This window comes from Oceanispirochaeta crateris, assembly GCF_008329965.1.
Taxonomy (GTDB): domain Bacteria; phylum Spirochaetota; class Spirochaetia; order DSM-2461; family DSM-2461; genus Oceanispirochaeta; species Oceanispirochaeta crateris.
In genome coordinates, this window is the sequence record NZ_CP036150.1 from 3,399,973 (window position 1) to 3,426,036 (window position 26,064).

Annotated in this window: 11 protein-coding genes; 5 read left to right on the forward strand and 6 right to left on the reverse strand. The window is 45.3% G+C overall.

Going from position 1 to position 26,064, the window contains the following annotated elements; genetic code table 11:
* Window positions 1–53: 53 nt before the first annotated feature.
* Window positions 54–611 (forward strand): hypothetical protein, encoded by a 558-nt coding sequence (locus EXM22_RS15530; protein WP_149487394.1) that lies wholly within the window; start codon window positions 54–56, stop codon window positions 609–611.
* Here EXM22_RS15530 and ung read toward each other — a convergent pair.
* From ung to EXM22_RS15550, 4 genes are all read right to left on the reverse strand, one after another.
* Window positions 530–1,243 carry a uracil-DNA glycosylase gene (gene ung / locus EXM22_RS15535; RefSeq protein ID WP_149487395.1) on the reverse strand — a complete coding sequence of 238 codons (714 nt, stop codon included), beginning with the start codon at window positions 1,241–1,243 and terminating at the stop codon, window positions 530–532. The genes EXM22_RS15530 and ung overlap by 82 nt on opposite strands.
* Window positions 1,244–1,277: 34 nt before the next feature.
* Window positions 1,278–3,059, reverse strand: coding sequence for a HAMP domain-containing methyl-accepting chemotaxis protein (locus EXM22_RS15540; RefSeq protein WP_168203553.1), 1,782 nt, complete (start codon window positions 3,057–3,059; stop codon window positions 1,278–1,280).
* Window positions 3,060–3,341: 282 nt separating this feature from the next.
* Entirely contained in the window at window positions 3,342–5,849 is a 2,508-nt protein-coding gene (gene leuS / locus EXM22_RS15545; RefSeq protein ID WP_149487397.1) for a leucine--tRNA ligase, read from the reverse strand.
* 49 nt (window positions 5,850–5,898) lie between these two features.
* The gene (locus tag EXM22_RS15550) at window positions 5,899–8,607 is read right to left on the reverse strand and encodes an EAL domain-containing protein (RefSeq protein WP_168203554.1); all 2,709 of its coding nucleotides are present in this window, start codon (window positions 8,605–8,607) and stop codon (window positions 5,899–5,901) included.
* 304 nt (window positions 8,608–8,911) lie between these two features.
* Between EXM22_RS15550 and namA the strand changes: the two genes are divergently transcribed.
* Window positions 8,912–9,943 (forward strand): NADPH dehydrogenase NamA, encoded by a 1,032-nt coding sequence (gene namA, locus EXM22_RS15555; RefSeq protein ID WP_210411502.1) that lies wholly within the window; start codon window positions 8,912–8,914, stop codon window positions 9,941–9,943.
* 130 nt (window positions 9,944–10,073) lie between these two features.
* The gene (locus tag EXM22_RS15560) at window positions 10,074–10,520 is read left to right on the forward strand and encodes an NUDIX hydrolase (protein ID WP_210411503.1); all 447 of its coding nucleotides are present in this window, start codon (window positions 10,074–10,076) and stop codon (window positions 10,518–10,520) included.
* On the opposite strand, the gene EXM22_RS15565 is transcribed toward EXM22_RS15560, so the two are convergent.
* The gene (locus EXM22_RS15565) at window positions 10,504–11,364 is read right to left on the reverse strand and encodes a nitroreductase family protein (protein WP_168203556.1); all 861 of its coding nucleotides are present in this window, start codon (window positions 11,362–11,364) and stop codon (window positions 10,504–10,506) included. The two genes, EXM22_RS15560 and EXM22_RS15565, sit on opposite strands and share 17 nt — an antisense overlap.
* Before the next feature lie 199 nt (window positions 11,365–11,563).
* On the opposite strand from EXM22_RS15565, the gene EXM22_RS15570 reads away from it, so the two are divergent.
* Together EXM22_RS15570 and EXM22_RS15575 are read left to right on the forward strand one after the other, a co-directional pair.
* Window positions 11,564–12,892, forward strand: coding sequence for an LruC domain-containing protein (locus tag EXM22_RS15570; protein WP_149487401.1), 1,329 nt, complete (start codon window positions 11,564–11,566; stop codon window positions 12,890–12,892).
* Between the two features lie 292 nt (window positions 12,893–13,184).
* The gene (locus EXM22_RS15575; RefSeq protein WP_210411504.1) at window positions 13,185–24,659 is read left to right on the forward strand and encodes a FlgD immunoglobulin-like domain containing protein; all 11,475 of its coding nucleotides are present in this window, start codon (window positions 13,185–13,187) and stop codon (window positions 24,657–24,659) included.
* On the opposite strand, the gene EXM22_RS15580 is transcribed toward EXM22_RS15575, so the two are convergent.
* Entirely contained in the window at window positions 24,660–25,949 is a 1,290-nt protein-coding gene (locus EXM22_RS15580) for a hypothetical protein (RefSeq protein ID WP_149487403.1), read from the reverse strand.
* Between the last annotated feature and the right edge of the window lie 115 nt (window positions 25,950–26,064).

Sequence of the window (26,064 nt, forward strand, 5' to 3'; positions counted from 1 at the left end):
CAGAGGATAGAACTGGACTGGTCTGGGAGCATGAGCGACCATATCACGGTGGAATGGTCCAAAGAGGAAGATCTTTTAGTTCTGCTCCGCCCCCCCAATGGGAGCCTGGTCTGGGACTCTCACCATGGGGAGCCTATATCCCTTCCATCTCCCATCAGGGAGACCTGGATTTTAAGGCGGGTGCTGCTGTTTCCATTTTGATTCGGATTCTAGAGGCTGGTGCCAATTTAGAAGGTTTTAACTGCCGCCGGTTCCTGTATGAGATGGAGTCTCTGGATGATCCTTGGAGAACAGATCATGAGATGTTGATGCGTCAGCTGGGAAGGCAGGAGATGAGGATTTGGTATATCCGTCCCAAAACGGAGTATCCAGTTGTTATCCCGCTTCCGGAGGGACGCTGGTTCTTCCCTTCCTTGCTTCATGAGCCGCTGGATTCCGATGGAGGGCTTGTGTCTTTGGATTTACCCGAGGGCTATAGCTGCCTCTTTCAACCTGCCTCAGCTGAGATCGCTGAAATTCAGGTCGATGATCATGGTGAGGCGGTCTGCCTGGTGAGGTCAATATCCGGAAGCCTCCATTCTATGGGAGTCTGCCCTGATTGCCTGAGATAGTTATTGGCCCGGCTAAAGGGTTTGCTTCCAAAAAATCCCCTGTAAGATGAGAGGGGAGATGGGTGAGGACTCTCTATTACCAGATGTCTGTCCCGCCTTATGAAACTTCCCTTTTTTCGCGCATAAGAACCCCATAAAATGAAAACGAGGTGTTCTTTTTTTTCTTCAAGCTCCCTTATGATTCTGTCTGTAAACTGTTCCCAACCCTGTCCCTGGTGGGATGCGGCTCTGTGGGCTTCAACGGTCAACACTGAATTAAGCAGCAACACACCCTGATCGGCCCAGCTGGTGAGACAGCCATGAGTGGGCGGTTTCAGCCCCAGGTCAGACTCCATCTCTTTGTAGATATTCACAAGACTCGGTGGAGGTGCAACACCGGGCTGCACTGAGAAGCTGAGTCCGTGAGCCTGACCCGGTCCGTGGTAAGGGTCCTGACCCAATATGACGACTTTCACATCATCAAAGCTTGTGCGGTCCAGGGCCTGAAATATCTGCTTTCCCGGAGGGAAAAGCGTTTTACCATCTCGTTTCTCTTTGAGAAGGAAATCGTGCAGATGGTCCATATAGGGTTTTTCAAATTCATCTGTCAGTACTGATAGCCAGCTGGGGTTCAGTTTTATGTCTCTGGGCATCTCTCCCTCCTCTTTGGTTCAAAGGGCAATTTTATTAGCCGGTTTTGAACTGACTGAACTGTTCTTTCAGGTTTTCAATGATTGTATTCATTTTTTTGGTTAAATCTATCATAGTTTTTTTAGAGACCTGAATGTCTGATGCTGCCTTAACAGAAGCGGCCATTCTGGTTGTTACTGCACCAGAGGCCTCTTTGATCCGTATGGCAGAGTCCAGCATAGATTGTGTCCCTGTTTGAATCTCCCTAGATCCTTCCTTGATCGAAACTGTAACGGAGTTGATTTGATTTGTGGATTCCAGTATTTGCTGTCCTCCAGAGTTAAGTTCGCTTACCGATTGTTCTATTTCTGAGAAGGCATCCAGGGTATCGCTGACCTCTTCATTGATCTGGGCAAAGGCTGTGGAGGTGGCTGTGACCTGCTTTTCCGTGTTCATCACAGAATCGGTGATGGTTTTTATCAATGTGGCAATGGATTTGGATGTTGTACCGGCTGAGTCGGCCAGTTTTCTGATTTCCTCGGCAACGACGGCAAACCCTTTACCTGAGTCTCCCGCATGGGCCGCTTCAATGGCGGCATTCATGGAAAGGAGGTTCGTCTGGGAAGCAATGGCATTAATCGTTTTGGTCATATCCTGTATTTGACCAAAGTATTCAACTACAGATTTAAAAGAGCTGGCTGTCTGGTCGATTCTTTCTTTTCCTTCTTTGGCAACTTCCCAAAGAGCCCTTGTGGCGGTCTTTTTATTTTGTGCCACCATATTGACACTGCTTAGGGAGGCCATCATCTGAGTGATGGCAGCGGTGGACTGTTCGACCATGGCGGACTGACTGATGATTTGCTGATCTACAGATTCTATGTTTTGAGTGACTTCTTCAATGACCGCTGTATTTTCACTTAAGCTATTGTCCAGAATCTCCAATTGTTCCCTGATTCCATCCAGATTGTCACTGATTTTATCAATTTCCAAGGAGGTTTGGTCTGATGAATCAGATATGGCTATTTTAATAGAGTCCGTATCATCAATGGCTATTTTAATCTGTATTACCAGGTCCTGAAGTTTTGTAGCAAAGGCGTTGAAAGATTCAGCGACTTTACCAATTTCATTTTTTGATTTGCTATGGATTCTTATGGTTAAATCAGCATCGGATTCTGCCAGATGGCGCAGTTCCTTATCCAGAGAGGAAAGAGGTTTTGTGATAGAACTGGCAAAAAAGAAACTTAAGAGGATGGATATTCCAACCCCGATGAGCATGGAAATCATAAAACCGATGATAGATTCTTTCTGAAGAGATTTTACATAGGATACATCCAGGTCCACACCAATGACGGCAGGAATCCCGTCGCTAGTTGCCAGGGGTTTATAGATGGATATAAAAGAGCCGTATTCATCGGTATAGGGTTCAGAGTAGTAGATCTTATTCTCAGCAAGTGAGAGGAGTGCTTCTTTTGCCGGAGATTCCCAGAAAATAAGCTGTTCTTCCTCCATAAAATTTGAAATTTCAATAGTGGGGACCTTATCACCATCCTGTGTCACAAGGTAGAGAAAGGCAATTCCGGAATCCATGGCGTACTGGCCCATAAAATTCCTGTAATCCATGCTGGTTGAGCTCTTCTCTTCTATCGCTTTTACATAAGAAGCAAAGGAGTTGTAGGGGAGGGTATGCTCTACAAAATTAGCGGTATTGCTTAAGGAAGTCCTAAGATTCTGATCGATGTTTTTTTTGAAGTGGAGGAAATCCATACCGCCGACAAGCAGGCTGACCAGAAAAGAGAGCAGTACAAAAATTAGAAGAAGTTTCGTTTTCAGAGAGTGCATGATTTTTCTCCAGTGCATCACATTCCGGAAAGAAGCGTGTGCTTATCATTTATTAAATGTCAGACAATTGAATTTCTTACTTTAAAATTTAATAGGAACAACATCAATAAAAAGTTAGTTTTTTTATTGATAGCACTTTTTATAAGAGGATGAATTTTGCAAAAAAAATGCATGCCCCGTCAAACAGTGTTGTTGGGGAAGCATGCATATCAAAATTTCTATGAACTAAACAAACGATTTTAGATCGTATGTCTAGAGCTGGAGAAGTGATCACATCCGGAATTATCGGATGACAATATTCACCAGCTTATCTGGAACGGCAATTTCTTTGATGATGGTCTTGCCTTCTATCAACTCTTTTACCCTATCCTGCGCATGGGCCGCGGCCTTCATATCGTCCAAACTTGTTCCGGCTGGGAGGATCATCTTACAGCGCAGTTTTCCATTGATTTGTACGACAATCTCTTTTTCATCGTCCTTGGTCAACTCTTCAACCCATTGCGGCCAGGATTCATAGGCCAGAGTGTTGTTATGTCCCAGTTTCTTCCACATTTCTTCCGCAAGGTGGGGAGCATAGGGAGCAATGAGGAGTACAAAGGGTTCCCAGAGTTTTCGGTAACATTTTTCCAGCTTATAAGCCTCGTTGATGAAAATCATCATTTGTGCAATTCCCGTATTGAACTCAAGGTCTCTTGTATCTTCGGTTATCTTTTTAATTGATTTATGGAGGACCTTAATCATATCTTTCGAGGGTTCTTCGTCAGTGATTTCTCTCTCGGCAATATCCCATACTCGGTTGAGGAAACGGTTGACGCCCACAAGACCTTTGGTCTGCCATGGTTTTGAAACTTGGAGAGGACCCATAAACATCTCATAGACCCTCATGGAGTCGGCTCCGTAGTCACGGATGATATCATCGGGATTGATGACATTTTTAAGGCTCTTGGACATTTTGGCAATGACACGGCTCAGCTCTTCCCCAGTGGATATTTCAAAGAATTTATCGTCTTTTTCTTCCACAAGGTCGGTTGCTACCAGTGATTTGTCGCTCCTCTGATAGGCAAAGGATGTGATCATCCCCTGGTTAATCAGCCTCTGAAAGGGCTCTTTTGTCTGCACAATTCCCAAATCAAAGAGAACCTTATGCCAGAATCTTGAGTAGAGCAGGTGTAGAACCGCATGTTCTGCTCCACCTACATAAAGATCTACAGGCATCCAGTACTCTTCTGCTTCTTTGCTCACCATGGCCTTGTTGTTTTTGGGGTCTAGGTAGCGCAGGAAATACCAGCAGCTTCCAGCCCACTGGGGCATGGTGTTGGTTTCCCTTTTACCAGGACCGCCGCATTCTGGACAGGTGCAGTTTACCCAGTCGCTTATATTGGCCAGGGGGGATTCTCCCGTACCGGATGGTTCAAAATTATCTGTGGGAGGCAGTACTAAAGGAAGCTGGTCTTCGGGGACAGGTACAATCCCGCATTTCTCACAGTGAATAAGTGGAATGGGTTCTCCCCAGTACCGTTGGCGGCTGAAAATCCAGTCGCGTAGCTTGAAGTTCACAGCTCCTGAACCTATTTTTTTCTCTTCCAGCCAGGCAATGACTTTGCTTATGGCTTCTTCTTTGCCCATGCCGTCCAGAAAACCGGAATTTACATGAGGACCATCTCCGGTAAAAGCCTCTTCTTCTACATTTCCACCCTTTAAGACTTCAATGATGGGCAGATCAAATTTTTTAGCAAATTCCCAGTCTCTTTCATCGTGGGCAGGGACAGCCATGATGGCTCCTGATCCATAGGATATGAGAACATAGTCTGCCACCCAGACAGGAATCTTCTCACCATTTAATGGGTTTATGGCATAGGCTCCTGTGAACACACCGGTTTTTTCCTTGGCTAGTTCGGTTCTCTCCAGATCGGATTTGAGGTTTGCCTGATACACATAAGCCTCAACAGCTTCTTTCTGTTCGGCAGTGGTGATTTTTTCAACCAGCTTATGCTCGGGTGAAAGAACCATATAGGTGGCACCAAAGAGGGTGTCAGGGCGTGTGGTATATACCTGGATGGGATCGTTCGTTTTTTCGGTCATGAAGGTCACATTGGCCCCTTCGGAGCGACCTATCCAGTTCCGCTGCATGGCCTTTACGGAGTCAGGCCAGTCCAGGGTATCCAGATCTTCTAACAACTTGTCTGCATATTCGGTGATTTTGAAGACCCATTGACGCAGGTTCTTCCTCTCTACCTGATGCCCGCAGCGATCGCATCTTCCGTCCAAGACCTCTTCATTGGCCAGACCAGTTTTACAATCAGGACACCAATTGATGGGCATATCGGACTCATAAGCCAGTCCCGCCTTATAGAGTTTAAGAAAAATCCACTGGGTCCAGTGGTAGTATTCGCTTGTATGGGTTGATATTTCACGGTCCCAATCATAAGAGAACCCCAGGGCTTTGATCTGTTTCAGGAAGTTATCAATATTGGCTTGAGTTGTAATTTTGGGATGAGTTCCAGTCTTGATAGCGTAGTTTTCAGCGGGGAGTCCGAAGGAGTCGAATCCCATGGGATGAAGGACGTTGAATCCGTTCATTCTCAAGTACCGGCAGTAAATGTCGGTGGCGGTATAACCCTCGGGATGGCCAACATGAAGGCCGGCTCCTGAAGGATAGGGAAACATATCCAGGACATAGGCTCTCTTGTCCTTGGGAAAGGCAGGATCTTCTGTAACTTTGAATGTTTTATTCTCTGCCCAATACTTTTGCCATGTGGCTTCGATGTCTTTAAAAGGATATTTACTCATAGGCAAAGATAATATCAGAGAGAGGGGGTTTCGTCTAATCCCAGCATGATTAATTTGATATCTTGGGCATGATTTTTAAAAATTCTTCGAATGCGACAGGCTTCGAACCATAATATCCCTGGAATTCTTCACAATTCTGATGCTGGATAAATTTCAGCTGTTCTTCCTCTTCAACACCTTCTACAATGATTTTAATTCCAATTTCTTTAGCCATACTCACTATGGCTTTTAGGATCGTACCATCATCGCTATAGGGGTAATCCTTAATGAACATTCTATCGATCTTTAATTTGTCCGATCTAAGGTTTTTTAGATAACTCAAGGATGAATACCCTGTTCCAAAATCATCAATCGCAACATAAATATCGTTGTCATGTAAATAATCAATGATGCCATTTGTATGTTCTATATTTTCAACCAAGGTTGTCTCTGTTATTTCAAAGCAAAATTGTGATGGTTTGAGTTTGCTCTCTCCAATTCTTGCAATGAGTTCAGATATGAGGGTTTTATCATTGAATTCCTGATTTGATAGATTTATAGATATTTTGAAATCTTTAGGAATCATTTCCAGAGCATTTTCAAAATCATTTATGATGATGTCCAGAATGTATCTACCCAATTTTTGAATTTTATTGCTTTCTTCCATTATGGGAATAAAATGAATGGGAGATATGTTTCCGAGGGTGGGATTGTTCCAGCGAACTAAGGCTTCAACACCAGTGGTCTTTAAGGTATGAGAATCTTTTTGAGCCTGGTAGACCACTGAGAATTCATCATGAAAGAATCCATTGTCAATTTGATCCCGAATGGTTCTATCTTGAACCACCGACTCAAAAATACTGTTATCAAAAATCAAATATTTAGATTTCTTCAGCTTTATTAAGGCTTCCAGTGCAATAAAGGAGTGATTGATGAGTTCTGATGCATTGGTCCCATGATCCCCGGAAATTGCGATTCCTGACAAATAGTTTATATGTATGTCTTTTGAGCCGGCAAAACGGACAGAGGCAATTGCAGTATCAATCTCGTTCATTAATTCATTGATCTGTTTTTGTTGTTTTGAAAATGGGAGTGCCAGAACAAAGAGAGTCGAAGTTGGTGCTGTGACTAATCCCCCCTGGTTTAAGATGTTTTTAAATACATTGCTAATGATGCTAACAAATCTACTTTCTTCGGATTGGGTTAGGCTATTTCTCAAGTTGCTATAGTCGTAGATCTTTATTGTGATGATGGCATATTTATTATCACCTTGAAACTCTTTGTTGAAGAGGGGATTGATGAAAGACATGAGCTGGTCATCGAGATATTTTAGTATCAAAGCGCCCTTTTGCTCCGGTGAAGATTCCAGAGTATTTGCTTTTGCTTCAGAATAAATCCCTATGTAGTAGACCGGCTTCTGATGTTTTTTTAAAACGACTTGGACTTGGAGGTATTTTAAAATAAAAGTCCCGCCCTCAGTTTGATCCCAAACATTTCCTGCCCAGATAAATCCATCTTTTGTGTCTTTACCGAGGTCAATGTTGTTCATTCCATTTAGAAAAACCTTTGGTTCTTTACCCTTGATTTGGTTGAATTCATACCCAAAGGTGTTTTCAAATACCTTATTGCAGTAAATCACCTGTTTCTTGCTATCGGTAATAATGACTCCATCATGGGTTGATTCCGATATATATCCAGAAGCCAGAAGTAGCATGTGTTCATCTTCTTTGAGATGGATGATGATGATTATGATCAATGAAAAAAGAAAAACCAGAAATAATAAAATAAACCTTATCATAGGGTGCTTTAGTATCATATTCGCTTCAGCTTCCAAGGCCGATGGAATATTAAATGAACTAATGAGTATCCATGGACCACTGGTCTCTTCAAACCGAGTATCAGTCTTATCATTGAGGTCAATTTTACTATAGTAATAGTATTCATTCTCGAGCATGAATGACTCTCTTACATTGTTGTTCCTCTTCTCCCTAATGATCCGATATAGATCGTCATTTTCATTGATCGAGAATAAAAGAGAATCAATAAAACCGGTTCCCTCTTTCTGCAGAATATTCAGAGAAATCAAATGATTCTTATCCAGCAGGCCGAGTTTCATGAAATTGTAAGGCTGACTATCATACTTCTCTAATATATTAACGAGGGTGAGCCCGTCATAATTGATTATAATTGAACCAATGTATTTTCCATCCATGAAGACGGGAGTTCCAAACCTGACTATCGGTTCATAGGGAATAACAACGTGTCCATTCTCTATATTCAGATCAAAGTCAGAGATATAAAGAGATTCGTTTTCCATATTTTGGAGTGTTTTTGTATAGTATCTATCAGCTTTGTCCTGAAGCTTATCACTGGCTACTAATTCAATAATCTGTTTGTGGCTGTTCACTCTTGCTGCTTCCATGCCGGAAGCATCTAAATACCGTATTTGACGGAAATAGCTTTTACTTTTTGCCACTCGAGCAAACATCTGCAGCATATTATTATAATTTTCAGCATTGGGATTTGAAAGGTAATCCTGAAACTCATCAGAATTCTTAATAAGATTTAAATCTGTGTGTAGGCTTTCAAATGTTTTGTTGAGATGATAATCAATGATGGCAATGATTTCCCGCTGTCTTGTTTCATTCTTTACAAGCATGAGTTCATATTGGCTATCAAAAATCTCTTGGTATCCCCAATTCAAAAGAACCAGCAGTGGAAGAACAAAAATGAGAATTCTTTTCAGTATTGTTTCTATGCTAGCTAGCAATTTGCTCATTGAATCTCCTATTTTTATCATCCAGCTTCTGATGAGGCTTTATTCTTACTGAATCCAAGATACACAGCGGGTAGGACAACTTCTATAATCCAGCAAAAGTCCTTGATATAATAAACTAATAATATTTATAAGTTAAGATTTTTTTAAATGAAAATCTTCCTGCTTATATTGTAACCCTTATTTCGGGAAGGCACATTTTTTTATTTTTGGAGGCCCTGGACTTGTCTTCTTGAATTTGCCAAGAAGGGAGCTATTGATTATGTTCTTGCTAGAAGAAATTAATAAAAATTATGGAGGTTATATAATGAATAATTTGTTTACACCTTTTTCAATAAAGAATGTTACCTTGAGGAACAGAATCGTCATGGCTCCTATGTGTATGTACAGCGCCAAAGAAGACGGGAGAGCCACATCCTGGCATAGCTTTCATTACCGGACCCGGGCTCAAGGCGGGACGGCACTGATTATTGTGGAAGCAACTGCTGTGGAATCCCAGGGGAGAATCTCTTCCCGAGACCTAGGCATCTGGGATGATTCACATATTTCCGGCTTAAAAGACATTGCTCTGAGCATAAAAAAAGAGGGAGCAGTTCCGGCTATCCAGCTAGCCCATGCCGGGCGGAAGTGCTGTGCTGCCGGGGAAGATGTCATCGCCCCTTCAGCTCTTAATTTTGACCCCTCAGACAAGCAATACAAGACTCCCCGTGAGATGGGTATAGAAGATATCGACAGAGTTGTTTTGGCATTTAAAAATGCAGCCAGGAGAGCCTTGGAAGCGGGTTTTGAAGTGCTGGAGATTCATGGTGCCCACGGATATTTGATCAATGAGTTTTTGTCTCCTTTGTGCAATCAAAGAGAAGATGATTTTGGAGGGACTCCAGTCCAAAGGGGGGAATTCCTGAAGAGAGTTGTTGATGCTGTCCGTACAGTCTGGACTGATGAGAAACCTCTTATTCTCAGGGTGTCTGGAATGGACTATGCCGAAGGTGGAAACCGGAGTGAAGATGTGGCACAGATGGTCAACCTTGTTAAAGATCGGGGAATTGATATTGTGCATGTGAGTTCCGGAGGGGTTGTTCCTTATGCATCGATTCCTGTGGGTCCAGGCTATCAGATACCTTCGGCTAGAGTCTTAAAAGACTTAACCGGACTTCCCGTTGTGGGGGGCGGTTTGATCACTTCTCACACACAGGCGGAAGAAATCCTTTCATCGGGAGATACGGACCTTATCTTTTTGGGACGGCAGCTGCTCCGCAATCCCTATTTCCCATTGTTGAGTGCAAAAGAATCCGGAGTGAGTCTCCCTTACTGGCCTGTGCAGTATGCGAGAGCTTAGTTATTCTACTTCTTCTGAGTGAATCAGTTGGAGTCAAAACAAAAAAAACTCCTTTGGGTTTTGTTTTAGTCCATTTTCTGACATGATGGGTGAGACAAAATCGGAAGTTGCGAAGGACGCTAGAAGGGATATGGAGAAACTGGATCTGCATAGCATCGTACCCGACGGTACAACAGAGGATTCTCTCCTGGAATATATGGTCATTGCGGCACGGAGCCAAGATCGCTGGGTCGTTGTTAGGCTGAAAGGGCGGAAGGACTGGTGTTTTCCCGGTGGACACAGAGAGCCGGGAGAGACCATGGATGAAGCGGCTCACAGGGAGCTTTTTGAAGAGACCGGAGCCAAAGAGTACAGTCTCTCCAGGATTGCCCAATACTCGGTAGATCATGGAAACCGGATGAGCTGGGGGAGTATCTATGAGGCGGAAATCTCATCTTTTGATCCTCTTCCTCCGGAATTCGAAATAGAAGAGATTGATTTTGTGGATGACTTTCCCCTCGGAAACACTCGTTTCCCCGGAATCATGCCGGAATTAATGGACTGGTTGAATCAGCGCCTTCTTAGTCTGAAAGATTGATGTCCCAGGATTCTCTCACAGGATAGCGTGAATACTTTTTATCCGGATATCCCAGTGTAAAAATCAAACCTATTTTTCTGTCCTCGGGTATGCCGATTTTGGCACGGTGTTTTTTGCTGTACAAAGCCGATTCTGCGAACCCGATCATGCAGGACCCTATTCCTCTGGCGTGAGCCGAGAGCATCATGTTTTCACCCGCCAGGGCGCAGTCCGTCCGGCCGAATCGCTTCCCTCTTTTGGCAGGATAGGTCAAGACTACTACGGTTGGAGCTCTGTGAAACAGAGGATCGGCCTTTCCATCGACAGTTTGTTTCAGTAGCTGATAAAACCCAGTGATCACTTCCTTCTTTGCATAACGGCCTAAACCGCCTGCCTTCAACAGAAGCCTGCCTAAGGGGTTCTGCCCGATACGGACAACTTTGAGGAGTATCCTAGCCAGGTCTGCTGCCAGCACAGGAACTTCAGGTCCATGAAAGAGGAGGGCATCACAGTATTGACTGTTTGTTGCTGTTGCGGTGGTTTCTCCTATTTTGATAATGGATTTAAGATCTTCTTTGTTTATAGGAGCACTCTTATAATGACGGACAGATCGCTTACTCAGCATCAGGTGGTCCTGAAGCTCTTCTGTTGTCAACTGTGTTACATCTTCGGGATATCCCGGGAGTTCTTTACCGTCTACTCTTACCGCATTAACGGGACAGACCATACCGCAGTGGCTGCACTCGATGCATCCCTCGCTCATTATCCGTGCAGAATCCTTCTCTCTGCGTATTGTTTTGGACGGGCATTCTGAAATACAGATGCCGCAGTTGGTACATATTTGTGGGTCAATTTCAAATTTCATGGAGGGATTGTACATTTCCAGCGCCCGGGAAGCAATAATCAAATTGATATGATTTTACTATTGTCTGTTAAAAAATTGTAAAGTTCTGAATAATTTGATGCAGAAATTATAGTATCAAAGCGTTTATTTATGGTTTTCTAAGCTTTAAGGGTCTTTTTAGCCTATAATTATAAACAGTTTTTACTTTGAGGAGTAGAATATGAGAAAACCAAAGGTTTCTATAAAAACTGTTTATGCACTGGGAATGATTGCAGCCCTTTTTATAACATCAACGATAATGTCCGGATGTACCGATTCAGGACTTTTAGCTGATCGAAGTTTATCCATTGGAGAATTGCCCGATCAATCTGAAGGTTCTTCTGTCATTCCGCAGGATTCTGTTTTTGATACCGGCCGTTCTGCCCAGGACTTTTCCTTTGAATCCTATGTTACTGTTGGTTTGGATTTGAGTCTCTCCATAATTGATGAAGAAGGGGAATACCTTCCCGGGGATGATAATATTGTCATTGTTACCGTGACGACCTTGCAGGACAACGAACTTTTTAGGGGAATGGCTGCACCGGACGGAAAGGTTCAGGGATTTTTTGGAGTTCCTACTTCGATCGATTCCATACTTCTTTCAATCGCTGGTCCCGGCTTAGACGGCCGTGTTTTAACCATTGATAATCCTGCTGCTTTGAGCGTCATCAAACGGGATCTCCAGGTAGTCTCCCTTTTGACAGGCCGCACCCTTTCCGCTGCTCTTGTTGATTCTGATGGAGACGGTGTGCCTGATATTTATGATGCCTTCCCCGCTGACCCTACGGTCGCCTTCGAAATTGCCTTCCCGGGAGACGGAAGCAATGTGTTCACTGTTGCCTATGAGGATAACTTTCCCAATTTGGGTGATGGGGATTATAATGATTTTGTGGCTAATTATTCTGTTTCAGCAAGAGGGCTGAGCAACAAGTTGTTCTTGCTTTCCGGTACGGCAACGGCTCTGGCAAAGGTCGCCGGATATGATCATGAGTTTGGGCTGGTCTTTCGCATTCCCGGTGCCTCAGGGACTCTTTCTACAACTTTAAATGGATCCCCTGTTATCCAGAATCTAGCCGTGGCTGATGAAATTCAAATTCCCCTGTTTGCAAGCACTTCTGAGGCTACGTCTGACGGATACTCCACTGCCTCTTTTACGATTATCTTTAGTACAAACCCGGGTGTGCCTCTTACAGATCTCCCTCCTGCTCCTTTTGATCCTTATCTGTATATTAAAAACACCGATTATGATGTTCATCTTATAGGTGAGTCGCCTCTGCCCGGCTCCCAGTTATCTTCTGATGAGGATTACCGGGATGCAGATGGCTTCCCCAGAGCCCTTCTAGTTCCCGGAGATTTTGCAGCTCCACAGGAAATGACAAGTATTCTGGATGCTTATCCTCGTTTTCAGGCTTGGGTGGATGCTGAAGGGGGAATCGATCCTGATGGGCTGATTACTTCAGACTGGTATTTTTATCCGGATTCTACATTAACCATGGATATTTCCTCCTAGTACCAGGAAGGTAATCTAATCTTTTCAGCCCCGGGTTTCGGGGCTGTATTTATATCCAGGTTCAGTATACGTATAAAAATCAGTTGATTAATAGATAGGGAGGCTCTTTCGTGATATATTTAGATAGTTGACAACAAGTCGTGGTCAGATAATTAATGAAAATTCCTTTGAGCGTTTTTTCCGGGTGGCAGGATTGCCAAAAGACTACTTATGCATGGAGTTCTTGGGTAAATCAGTGATGATATGTGATGGATTTCGTAAAAAGATAAAATTTATATTCCTCCTGGTTTTTTTGATTGCATTGCTTGTACCAACCTGGGGGCAGAATCAGACCCAGTATCCCAGTGAATCAGGCAACTACTCTGCCGTTGTGGGCAGCCTGGCCCAGGGCGCTTTAGACCGGGTCGAAGTTGTCTTTTTTGAGATTCCATCAGAAATTACAAGTGATCTGTATTTTGCTGTTAAGGGAGCCACACAACGGAATGCCGATCCTGATGAATCAAATGCAGGCACCACTACTTTCTATCTTATTGGGGGAGTCGGTGCTCATTCCAGTGCCTCCTCTCAGAGTGTTTCCTATGCCGATACCTCCTATCTGACAGGAACACCCCTGCGGGCTTTTCAGGTTGTAAACCGGACGGTTCAAACTGGTACGGCTCCCGATACTTCCTTAACCCTCCAGGCTCCACTGGATACGACAGGCACAGCTTACGCGACCACAGCGGATGCCTTGCCCAATGACAACACAACCTGGATCTATTTTCCGGCAGTTAACGCCACCCAGGGAGAACTCATTGGGTCAAAACGGTATTTCAAAGTTGTTGTTCACCATTCCACATCTGGTTCGAATCAGAAGAATGCTTTTCAGTTGGATGTGTCTCTTGTCGCTCCCGCTTCTTCTCCCACTCTTGTTCCCGATGCCCGATCCTTTTCCTATTCCAGGGTCATCGGAGCCTATAATGCTACAGCGGGAGGAACCTGGAATATTCATCCCTTAGTCCCCGCAGGCTCAACGGGAACAGTTGATTTCTATAATTTTGACATGGATAGTACTGAGTCTATTTTTTGGGAAAATATTGATGACAGCCGCTCCGGAACTTTAACCGTGGGCACCGTGAGTGGTGGAACGGAGGTTGATAATATTTCCATCCTGGATTCTACAGCAACCGGGGAAGGAATCGATACGAAAGGGACATGGCTGTATCAAATTGTGGAAATATCGGGCGCCGGCACGGATCCCAATCCCTTTGAAGTCTGGGTTGAAAACGATGGCGAACCTCTTCGCTTGTATTCATCGGAAATCAACACGGTCCCGGATCCCTATTATGTCGCGATAAGCACCACATCCACCACAGCAACCACGGGTACTAGTGTACAGATAAACCTGCAGATTGTGGACAGTACTGGGAGTCCCGTGGATTACCGGCAGAATATTTATGTGGAAGCACAGGACGTGGATGGGACTTCTTTACCCGTTATTTCGCCGGATTCCACAGGTACGGCCGATACCGAGGTGATTACCACCAGCGCCGCAGGAGCCGCCAGTTTTACCCTATCCGAGTCTGATGATGGGGATATCGTAACCATTGCCCTCTTTACCGATGGAACCAACGGTTCGGATGATTTCGGTGCTGGTACTGATGACAGTGTTTCCATTACCTTTGCAGACAATCCCCTGCCTGTGATCGAATCTCTGGGAGATACTTCTGTTCTGGAAGGTACTGCTACGGCGGCTCTGCAGAGGGTCGTTATTTCTGATGATGGAGTCGTCGACCTGGTCAGCGGTAATACACTGAGCCTCAAACTGGATACAACAGAAACTGTCATTTTCAAGACTACCTCGCCCACCGTGACCGTCTGGGATTCAGCAGGAGGAGCAGGAACGGGTGTTATTGGTGCCACATCACGTAATGTGGACACGAAGGTCTTTGATTTTCCCATTACGACGACTTTTGCATCCGGAGACTATGTCACCATAGAGGGGCTGGAAATCGATGCTTCTGGTGCATCAGTTACGTCGGATCAGAGTTTCTCTCTTCAGCTGGATTATGACGGTGATGCTAGTTATGATGCCACCGATACCCGGACTATTACCATCACAGATTCTACAACCCGAACCTATATTGGTTCTGATGGAGTCTGGACTACGGATTCCAACTGGTCGCCTGCTACGGCTCCGGTTGACGGAGATTCGGTCATCGTTTCACCTACGGCTACAACGGGTACACCTCTCATTCTGGATGCTTCAGTGACCTCTCTGGCGAACCTCACCATCCAGGGAGGAGCTTACCTCGATCTCAACGGAAATGATTTAACTGTCGCATCTATTTTTTCCAATAATGGAACTTTGCGTCTGACTGGAACAGAAACTACAACCATCACCAATGATACAGACAGCGGAACTGTGCAATATACCGCTGGACCTATTGCATCACTACCTTTAGGAGATACTTATTATCATCTGACATTTGGTGATGGTTCGGCAGTAAGCTATCTGATGAGTGGAAATCTAACAGTTAACGGTGATATGGTAATAAATGACAACTTTTCAGTTGTCGATAGTGGTTCATTTAATCTTGTTGTTACTGGGAATCTGATGCTGAGTGGGGGAAGCTCCGTTCTTTCATATTTTGCAGGAGGAACCATTGGTGTTTCCGGCAATGTGGTCAATAACGGTACTATTCAGAATAAAACCGGGCTTATCACGTTTCAGGGAGCCTATTCAGGGACCGGAACTATGGATTTTGCAGGTACCGGCGACATTGTGTTTCAGGGAAATGTCGATTTTTCAGGTGGAGCTATAGATAATCTGGATAGCAGTGATCTATTTGTTTTTTCAGGAGGAGCGGCTCAGCAGCTGACAACCGGGGGTGTTACAATGCCCCCCCTTCAGTTAAACAGTGCCGGTGGAACCGTGTCCCTTGCAGATGATGCAACTCTGACTGCTTTGGCGGATCTGACTCTGACCGCCGGGACATTGGATCTGGATGGGAATACAATCACCATTCCGGGCAATTTGACCTTTGCTGCCGCAGGAATACTCATTGACTCCGCCGGGGTTATTGATTTAAGCGGAAATTGGGACAACACCCTGGCCGGGACCTACACGGCCAGCGGTACAGCTCTCTTCAGCGGAACAACGGCTTTGACCAGTGGCGGTGAAAGTTTTAATGACATGACAGTCTCCGGAGCTCTCACTCTAAATGACGGGACAGATGTTAATGGTGACCTTGGTATTGCTGCTGCCGGGACCCTGACCGATGGCGGCTTTCAGCTGAATACGGCCGGTGACTTTACGGTTACATCCGGAGGAACCCTAACTCTGACTGGAACGACCGTCTTTGATGGGACAACGTCTCTAACCAGTGCAGCTGAGAATTTTAATGATGTGACTGTGACAGGCGCTCTGACCCTTACTGACGATGCTGCATTGAACTCTTCCGGGGATTTGACTTTAAGTTCGGGAACATTGGATTTGGATGGGAATACAATCACCATTCCGGGCAATTTGACATTTGCCGCTGCAGGTACACTCATTGATACCGCTGGAATCATAGATTTAAGCGGTGATTGGGATAATACTGCAGGTGGTACCTATACAGCAACTGGAACGGTCAGATTTTTGGATAATGCTACAAGCTCTGTCATTTCGGGAGATACAGGATTCTTTAATTTCCAGGTTCCCAATACCGTCGGAGCAAAAACTCTTCAATTTACAGCCTTATCAACACAGAGTGTCTCTGGTGCCTTTAATGTTCAGGGGACTGATGCTGCTAATCGGGTTATTCTTGAGAGCACCAGTGCCGGAACTCTCTGGCTCCTTGATTTGAGTTCTGCAACCGTAACCGCTGATTACCTGGAGATACAGGACAGTGATTTGGTAGGGGCTGCTCCGGCGCCCTTGAGCCCTGTCACGTCCGGGAGTTTTGTTGATAATGGAAATAATGATATTTTTGCAGCTGGAACAGGTTCCTTTGGGGATGATAATGCCCGGTGGGATCTTTTGTATACCTGGACCGGTACTATAGATAATGACTGGGATACTCCCGGCAATTGGAGCCCTACAACCGTACCGGGGGCGGGAACGACTGTGGTTATTCCCAATGTTGCCAATGATCCTGTAAAAGCGGCCTCAAGCGGAGCTGTGTCTCTGGATTCTTTGGAAATCCAGGCCGGAGCTTCTCTCTCCATGGAAGGCAATAGCCTTACTGTCACAAGCACTTATACCAACGCCGGAACAGGCGTGCTTCAGCTCCGGGGGGATGAGGCAGTTGTATCTCTGCCTGCCTCTCCCATACCGGGAATAGTTGAGTATTATGGCTCAGGCGGTACCCAGACAGGTTTGTCCGGAGGGAACAGCTATACAAATCTTGCTTTTATTGACAATACTCCCGGGACCCTCGGAAGCGACACCCTTTTTGAGCTGGGTGCAGGGTTGACGGTTTCCGGGATACTGGAGATTGACACAGGATATGAACTGGATCTGACCGGGTTTGCTCTGGATGTAACGGGACTCTCTTCATTTACCAACGCCGGTGTTCTACGGGCGGCAGGAACAGAAACCATCACCAATCTCGCGGGATTGCAGACCGGTGCCGGAAGTGCCATTCCCGGAAGTGTTGAATATGATGGAACAGGATCAGCTGTGCTGGGAAATGCCTATATTGATCTTCAGATAAATGGAACCGGAGATATAACTCTGGGAGCAAATCTGGATGTCAGCGGTACATTGACCGTAACAAGCGGAGCCTTGAGTATTGCAAATCGGACTCTGACGGTAGCCACTTTAGATCATCAAGCCGGCGGATCATTAAGCGGTACGACCGGGGCAGTATCTGTCACTGATGCCACCCTTGGATCGGATATCACCATGTCCGGAGCGGGAACCATCAGTTTTAGCGGCGGTGCTGTTGACCTGACAGGAGACACAGTTCTGAGTAGTGTCGGGGGGGATATCACCCTGGACAGTACCTTTGATGGAGCCAATGATCTAACTGCGAATGCCGGAGCCGGGGATGTGATCATAAGCGAAGCGATAGGTGGAGGAACCCGTGTTTCAGCGGTTAGTCTAACAGGGGCCGAGATTAGACTGGGATCAGGAATTTCTACAGATAACAGTGCTTTGACCTTCAGCAGCCCTGTCTTACTCATGGCGGACACTCTCCTCGATACCAATACAGGCGCAGGGAACATCACCTTCTCGAGTACTTTGAATACCAATGCTTCTCCTTTTACCCTGGGGCTGACAGCAGGAACGGGAGATATCACTTTTGACGGTGTTGTGGGAATTGCCGACGGCAATGCCAATCGCCCTGGAACTCTGACGATTTCATCTGCGGTAACAATCAATCAGAATGCAGATGTATTTTTAGCTCAGGATTTGGCTGTAACAGCGGGAGACTGGCAGCTGGGAGCGGTAACTCTTGATTTGGATGGAAGTCTCAGCGGAGCGGGAAGCCTGACAAGTACAGCTGCCAGTGCCATCAATATCGGAACAAACCTTACGGTCACAACCTTCACCCACGGGGGCAGTTCCATAGTTACCTTTGATGAAGCTCCGGCGTCTTCAGTAGGAACATACAGTTTTTTCAACCTTGTGATCAACAAAACCGGAGCCGCGAATACGGTCTTAAGTACGGGAGCCTGGACAGTCACCGGCAGTTTGACCATGACACAGGGTACCTGGACAGCGGGAGCTTTTACCCATCAGATCGCGGGTAGTTGGGATTCTTCCAGTGCGAATTTCAGCTGGGTTGAAGCGGGCAGTACGATTCAGTTGACCAGTACAAATCCGGGAATCATCACCAGTGGTGGAGCCGCAGATCCATTTAATAATCTAACTCTGGATGATGGTGGGGTTTTAAGTACCAGTGCTGTCAATGTAGATGGAACACTCCTTCTTAGTAGTGGAAGTTTGAGTACAGTTGATCAGGATCTTACCGTTGCTACTTTGAATCATCAGGGGGCGGGTACCATCTCAGGCACGACAGGTGCCATTACTGTAACCGATGCCACCCTTGGATCGGATATAACCATGTCCGGAGCGGGAACCACCAGTTTTAGCGGCGGTGCTGTTGACCTGACAGGAGACACAGTTCTGAGTAGTGTCGGGGGGGATATCACCCTGGACAGTACCTTTGATGGAGCCAATAATCTGAGCGTGAATACCGGAACAGGGGATGTGATCATAAGCGCAGCGATAGGTGGAGGAACCCGTGTTTCAGCGGTTAGTTTGACAGGAGCCGAGATTCGACTGGGATCAGGGATTTCCACAGATGACAGTGCTTTGACCTTCAGCAGTCCTGTCTTACTCATGGCGGACACTCTCCTTGATACCAATACGGGCGCAGGGAACATCACCTTCTCAAGCACTCTGAATACCAATGCTTCTCCTTTTACCCTGGGGCTGACTGCAGGAACGGGAGATATCACTTTCGATGATGTTGTGGGAATTGCCGACGGCAATGCCAATCGTCCTGGAACACTGACGGTAACATCTGCGGTAACAATCAATCAGAATGCAGATGTATTCCTGGCTCAGGATTTGGCTGTAACAGCGGGAGACTGGCAGCTGGGAGCGGTAACTCTTGATCTGGATGGAAGTCTCAGCGGAGCGGGAAGCCTGACAAGTACAGCTGCCAGTGCCATCAATATCGGAACAAACCTTACGGTCACAACCTTCACTCACGGGGGCAGTTCCACAGTTACCTTTGATGAATCTCCGGCGTCTTCAGTAGGAACATACAGTTTTTTCAACCTTGTGATCAACAAAACCGGAGCCGCGAATACGGTCTTAAGTACGGGAGCCTGGACAGTCACCGGCAGTTTGACCATGACACAGGGTACCTGGACAGCGGGAGCTTTTACCCATCAGATCGCGGGTAGTTGGGATTCTTCTTCAGCGAATTTCAGCTGGGTTGAAGCGGGCAGTACGATTCAGTTGACCAGTACAAATCCGGGAATCATCACCAGCGGTGGAGCCGCAGATCCATTTAACAATCTAACTCTGGATGATGGTGGGGTTTTAAGTACCAGTGCTGTCAATGTAGATGGAACACTCCTTCTTAGTAGTGGAAGTTTGGATACGGTTGATCAGGATCTAACAGTTGTGACTTTAGATCATCAGGGGGCGGGTACCATCTCAGGTACAACAGGTACTATTGCTGTAACAAATGCCACCCTTGGAAATAATATTACAAAGTCCAGTGGTGCCTTAAATGTTTCCGGCGGAACTCTTGTCTCTCTTACGGGACCGGTTGCTCTGGATGCAGGATTAGGTACCATTTCTCTTGGTACAGATTTTTCAGGCGCTTTTGCTCTGACTTTAACCGCGGCTACTAGTACCATTACTTCAGACTTGGGAACAACAGTTGATTTGGCCAGTTTTACAGCCAATGGAACGGTGAATATTACCACTACATTAGAAACTTCCGGCGATATGCTCTTCAATGATGATGTTGTTCTAACTGGTGGAGACAGTAGTCTTACCAGTTCTGCAGGCAACATCACATTTACAGGGACAGTCGAAGACGATGTTGCTGCTGCTGTTAGGGCTTTAACTCTCGACAGTGGGGGTACTATCATATTCAGTAATACTGTAGGGAGTCTCAGACCTTTGGGTATTTTGACTGTGGATGGAGCAACAACGGGAGTCACAGCATCCAATACCATTGACGCCTACTCTATGGTCATTACCAATGGAGGAGCGGTAGATCTGAATGGTACAATTACAGTCCCGAATGGTTTCTCCAGTACAGGTACAACCTTTGATAATACAGGAGCCAGTATAACAACAACTGATACAGATATCGTTATTGATCATACCGGGGATCTAACTCTTCATGCCGCCTTATCCACAGGAGTAGGCGGGGTCGGGATTATTGATATTGATACAGATGGGACAATAAGTCTGAATGCCCCTATAACATCTGGAGACGGAAATGTGACCATCGACTCTGTTGGGCTGGCAACCTTGACAGCTTTTGCTGACATAACGACGACTTCAGGAACTGTTGAGTTTGGAGGTACCAGCACTGGTTCCTTAAATACTGCCGCTGATGTGACAACAGTTGATGCTGCTATTACCTTTAATCAGGCGGTCACTCTCTCAGGTGGGGGTACTGTCACAATTGATTCTGATGCGGGAGCAGGGGATATCACTTTTAATGGCAATATTGATGGAACTAGCAGTGAAAATCTCATTGTGGATGCAGGGATTGGTAATGTTGCTTTTAACTCTGCTCCCATTGGATCTACAACGGCAATTGGAGATCTTACTGTAACAGGAACTTCTCTGGATCTCTTTACAATTGGAGGAGGTTCCGCCGGTGCCGGGACAGTTTTATTGACTGCTGACTCTGCAGGAAGTATCACATTAAGAGGGACAGATTATTTTACATCAGGACCTCAGACCTATGTCTCCGGAAGCGGTGGAATTCAGTATTTGAGAGGGGCTGGCAGCGGTGCAATGAATGCCGGTGCCAATACAATCACCTTTGGAAATGCTGTGGATTCAGCAGGCATTGGAGATCTATATCTTAATTTTTCAGGATTCACTCTCACTTTGCAGTCTGATGTTGTTTGTGGTCAATTTGTATTTCTTAACGGAACCCTCAATTTAAATGAAAAAACACTGTCTACTTCAAATAACGGTGGGCGCGACCTTGTCCTCCTTAATGGTACGGCAGCAACCATTTTTGATGATCCTGATTGGTCTGCAGCTAATACTCGCTTTGAATATATTGACAGGTCATCCTTACTCTTTGATCCAGGTACTTATAGTGCTGCTTTTTCAGACCTCGAGGCCAGTACTATCAATGTGGAGGGGAATTTTTATTCTAATGGAGTGGACCTTCCTGCAACAGCCTCCTGGTACCTAAATGTGCAGAATAATAACACATCCACTCCAGTGCATAATCCAGGAAACACTGCTACTGACTGGGGAACTCCCTATAATGTTTTTTTTAATGGAACTGTTGAGAACTCAGTGCTAAATGGAGGCGGAACTACCGGTTCTGTTGCCGCAGCGGCATCCGTCGGGGCGAATGATACTGGAATGAACGCCACAGATGGTGGAGGAAATACGGTTTTTATTCCTGTCACAGGGGCGACTGGTGAAGATGCTGGAGGGTGGCAGTTTTCAAGACCTTCTATTACATCTATTGAAACCGTTTGGGATAACACACTCCGCATTACATTTGATCAGAGGATTGAGAACTCTAATAATGAAATTCAGAATGCATTAGATAATGTTACTGAAAAGATGACTAGCAATAATGGCAACTATGATATCGCTTTAGCATACAGGGATTTTGAACTGACAACGGGAACTCCCAGCACCTTAACCAGTACGATTGCACAGGATCTGGATGTTATTTATGTTGTTACATCTGCTCCAGCTACTGAAACCTGGAATACCGATGCAGACGGCGTGTCTGCAGGAGCTTCCGGCGACAGTACCGATTCCTATGGTGTTACCCAAACTGCTCTTCCAGACCTCACCCTGTTTAAATCCATGCTCTATAGTGCCGGCGGTAAAACACCCATAAGGGACTATGGAGGGGCAAACAACACCGGGACAAGCAGATTTACTGCTACTACCGATGAATGTCCCCCTCTTCTTGTTGCTGTAAAAGCCGGAGTGACAGCCCATGGTAGCGATTCCTCTCTTTACCTGCACAATGATGCCCATAATTATCTAACCTTCAGGTATTCTGAACCTGTCGATTTTTTTAATAATGCAAGTGACAGTTCAACCGTGACCATTCCTCAGAGTAATACAAGAGCTAATGCTATAGATCTTGATGGCGGAGGTACTAATTTTCTGGGGCATATAGACAATTCTCTTACGACTGTACAGGTTAATGAGATCATGACTTTTCCAGGAGAGTTTTACTCTGGTAGTTTTGATGGTACTTCCCAGGTCAACTCTTTTGAACAAAGAAGCAGCGCCTTTGATTATGAGCTGCAAATCAATATTGCAGGATACAGCACTCCTGCGGCACCCGGTGCCAGCTCTCGGGACTGGCCCGGATACCTTGGTGCCTCAGGGTATACTCTTACCAATCCCCATGATGTTACTTTCACTGGTGTCGTTAGTAATTTTGTGAAGGATGCTCTGGGGAATTCTTCAGCTATAAACAGTCGGAAAATCAATACAGATGCTCTTACCGGAGTTCCAGGATGGGCCGCAGCAGACATGCCTTCGGGATGGGACGTAGATGCACCTACTGTGGCTCCCTATCGTGTTTCAGGCATCTTTGAGATTATTCCTCTGGATGAAACTGCAGATACTGTTTTAGACCGTTTTGAGTTTCATATTTTAGATGATGGTAGTACCAGTGGTTCATGGGACAGTGAAACGAGTCATTCTGATTCGTCAAAAGGAATCAGAGATAGTTCTCTGAGAAATGGAACTTCAGCCTTTCTTTATGAGAGTGCCGGTGTGACTCCCATGCTCAATACATATAATAATTCAACACTCTCTACAACTGTTACCAATGATACCTTCGGTCCTACAGGTTCTGTTACGGATGTAGATGATCCCTACTTTTCCGTGCTGCTGAATCCCGGTGCTCCCTGGGATACCCTGACAAAAATATGGGTAGAATATCAAGAAGATGTTGGTTATCTCACTGATCTGGCAGGAAACCGTTTGCTGAGTTTTGATGAGAAAAGAGCCGTTGAATACATCCCTCCAGAAATTTCTTTGACTCTGGCTGTACCCGGAAATGACTGGATTTATGTAAAGTTCTCAGAGCCGGTGTATGGGAATACAGCTGCTTCAGCAGCTATTGATGCAGGAGATATTTACTATTCAGGCGGATCTCTCACGATCACGGCTATAGAAGATTATCCCGGTGGAACTTCAAACGAAGAGTTCATCTTCCGTCTCTCTGACAGCCTGGTTCGTGATGATATTTTCACGGGACGTATCGTGGTGAAGCCACTCTCTATATATGACCTAGAAGGAAATTCCTACCAGGATAAATTTGTCAGAAGGATTTCTGACCTCGGTATTGATGTTGTAGAACCAATTTGGGCATCTGATGGAATTCATGATGAAAGTATTCAGGATGGGACATCTTTAAAGGTTTTTGACGGTTCAGGAAGGCTCATGGATAGAGATATTCTGATTCAGGCACGCATTAATGCCTCTACTGTTTCGAATTCATCCATGAGACTCTACTATGATGCGAATGTTCCTGATTCCAGTGTTGTTGATAAGCTATGGCTTCCCAGTTATCATCCAGATCTCTCTCCTGAAGGGAATTTCTCAGCCCGGTATTTGAATGCTTCAGAAGTTGTTGGGAATGGCCTTCAAAATTTTATCATTTCATCCTCCGATGAAGAGATGGAGGACGGAAATACAATTGAGTTTCTCTTTTTCATAGATAATCTACCCTGTGTCAGGCTTACAAACAGTAGTGACATTTGGAGTTTTGAACCCTGGAAAATAAGAATTGATGATATCAGAGAACAACGGGGTGGAGTAACCATTTTGAACAATGTGATAAACCCCAACAATGGAGATAAGGCTGTTCTTATGTACGAAGTCTCCAATCCTGGTGTTGTTACGGCTCAGATTTTTACTCTCAACGGTAATCTTGTTAGGATACTTCAAAGAGGCCGTCAGGCTGCAGGAAGTTATCAATATGTGTGGGATGGCAAAAATAACGGTGGAAACATTGTGGCCCGAGGCGTCTATTTTGTACGGGTTGTCGGCCCGGACATGGATGAGATCAGGAAAGTGATGGTTGTAAAATGATCAATCCCAGGGTGTAGAGGAGTATTCAAGTACCGGTTCAGAAATCAGGACGGAGCCCGCTGTTAGGCGGTTCCAGCCGGCATCGGAAGTTCCCGGGTTTGACGGAGAAATCGTTAGTTCCATGACAGGGTCCTGTGAAATATTGGGAAGCTGAATGAGTTTATCTGAAGCAAGGACTAACTGAATCCAACTGCTGGACCAGTCGCCTGTATAACCCTCACCGCTCTGAGAATATAGATCATGCAGAGTTTCGTCTTTATAAAAAACTTGGCTGTCTTCAGTACTTATCTGATTACTCGTATCATAACCTGTGATACTCAATTCTACTCTATCTGAGTTGAATGTATTTAAACTGGTTATGGTCTCATCTTTCACATAGACAGAAAAGCGGTAATAACCGGGGATCAGTTCCAAATCCTGTCGATGGTCCAGGTCGAGTTTGAGGCGGAGGCGGAGGTCAAAATCTCCTGCTGTATCCCGGACAATTCTAAAATTATCAAAGTAGCCTGACTGAGACTTGTCTGTGGCAAAAGTCCATGTGTCTCCTAAAGTGGGGTAGGAAGTATTTTGAGCACCAAATACATTCGGTCCTCTGGCCTCTGCTAGTTCAGGGTCTATGGGGGCAAAAATATTATTATTGGATAGGCTCGTGTCTTCCTGGGAGCCTCCGGCACCTCCTGATGATTGAAACCCATAGGTATCGAGGAAGCCTCCAGAACTCTCACTCCAGTCTGGTTCAAAAAACATCTTAATAATAGAGGCAGTCCGATAAGAAAAATTGAATACGTAGTTCTGATCGCTGATATAGGTCTCCGGATTGACAAATGAATCTTTGAGTTTTATGGCTGCCCGGTATCCGGTATCAGTTGAAAAAAACACAGTTCTATTGCTGATCTCATTGGTTCCGGTTATCACATCTATGACAGAGGCGGCAGGAGATGCTACAATTTCTGGAGTTACTTCATCATAAATAAACCAGGGAGAGTAGGCCGGGCTGGCAGATGTATCTTCAAAATCCCCATTTTGAAGCAAATTCTTAATTTCCAGCCTGTACACAGGGCCTCCGTTGGGTCCCCCTGTAGCGCTTTCAAGGGAATAATCCATATAGTCTTCGGCTGTAGTGCCTGTTTCAAATGAATAATCCGGCATCAGTTCCCAGTTGTCTGATTGTAGGCTTGTCGTACTTAGGAAGCTCTGTCCGTCGTATTCGCTGAAGAGATCGGAGACTGTGCATGTGAGTGTCAGGGCCGCAGTTGCCATAGCAGCAAACAGTCCAATAAGTCTTTTCATACCCTTAACATACTCCTCAAACCGTGAATTCTCAAGACTTTGCCCTTTTTTCTCGGGAATGCAGACCGTGAAGAAGTGGGGTAAAACAACTCCCCCTACTCTTCGTAAACATGAT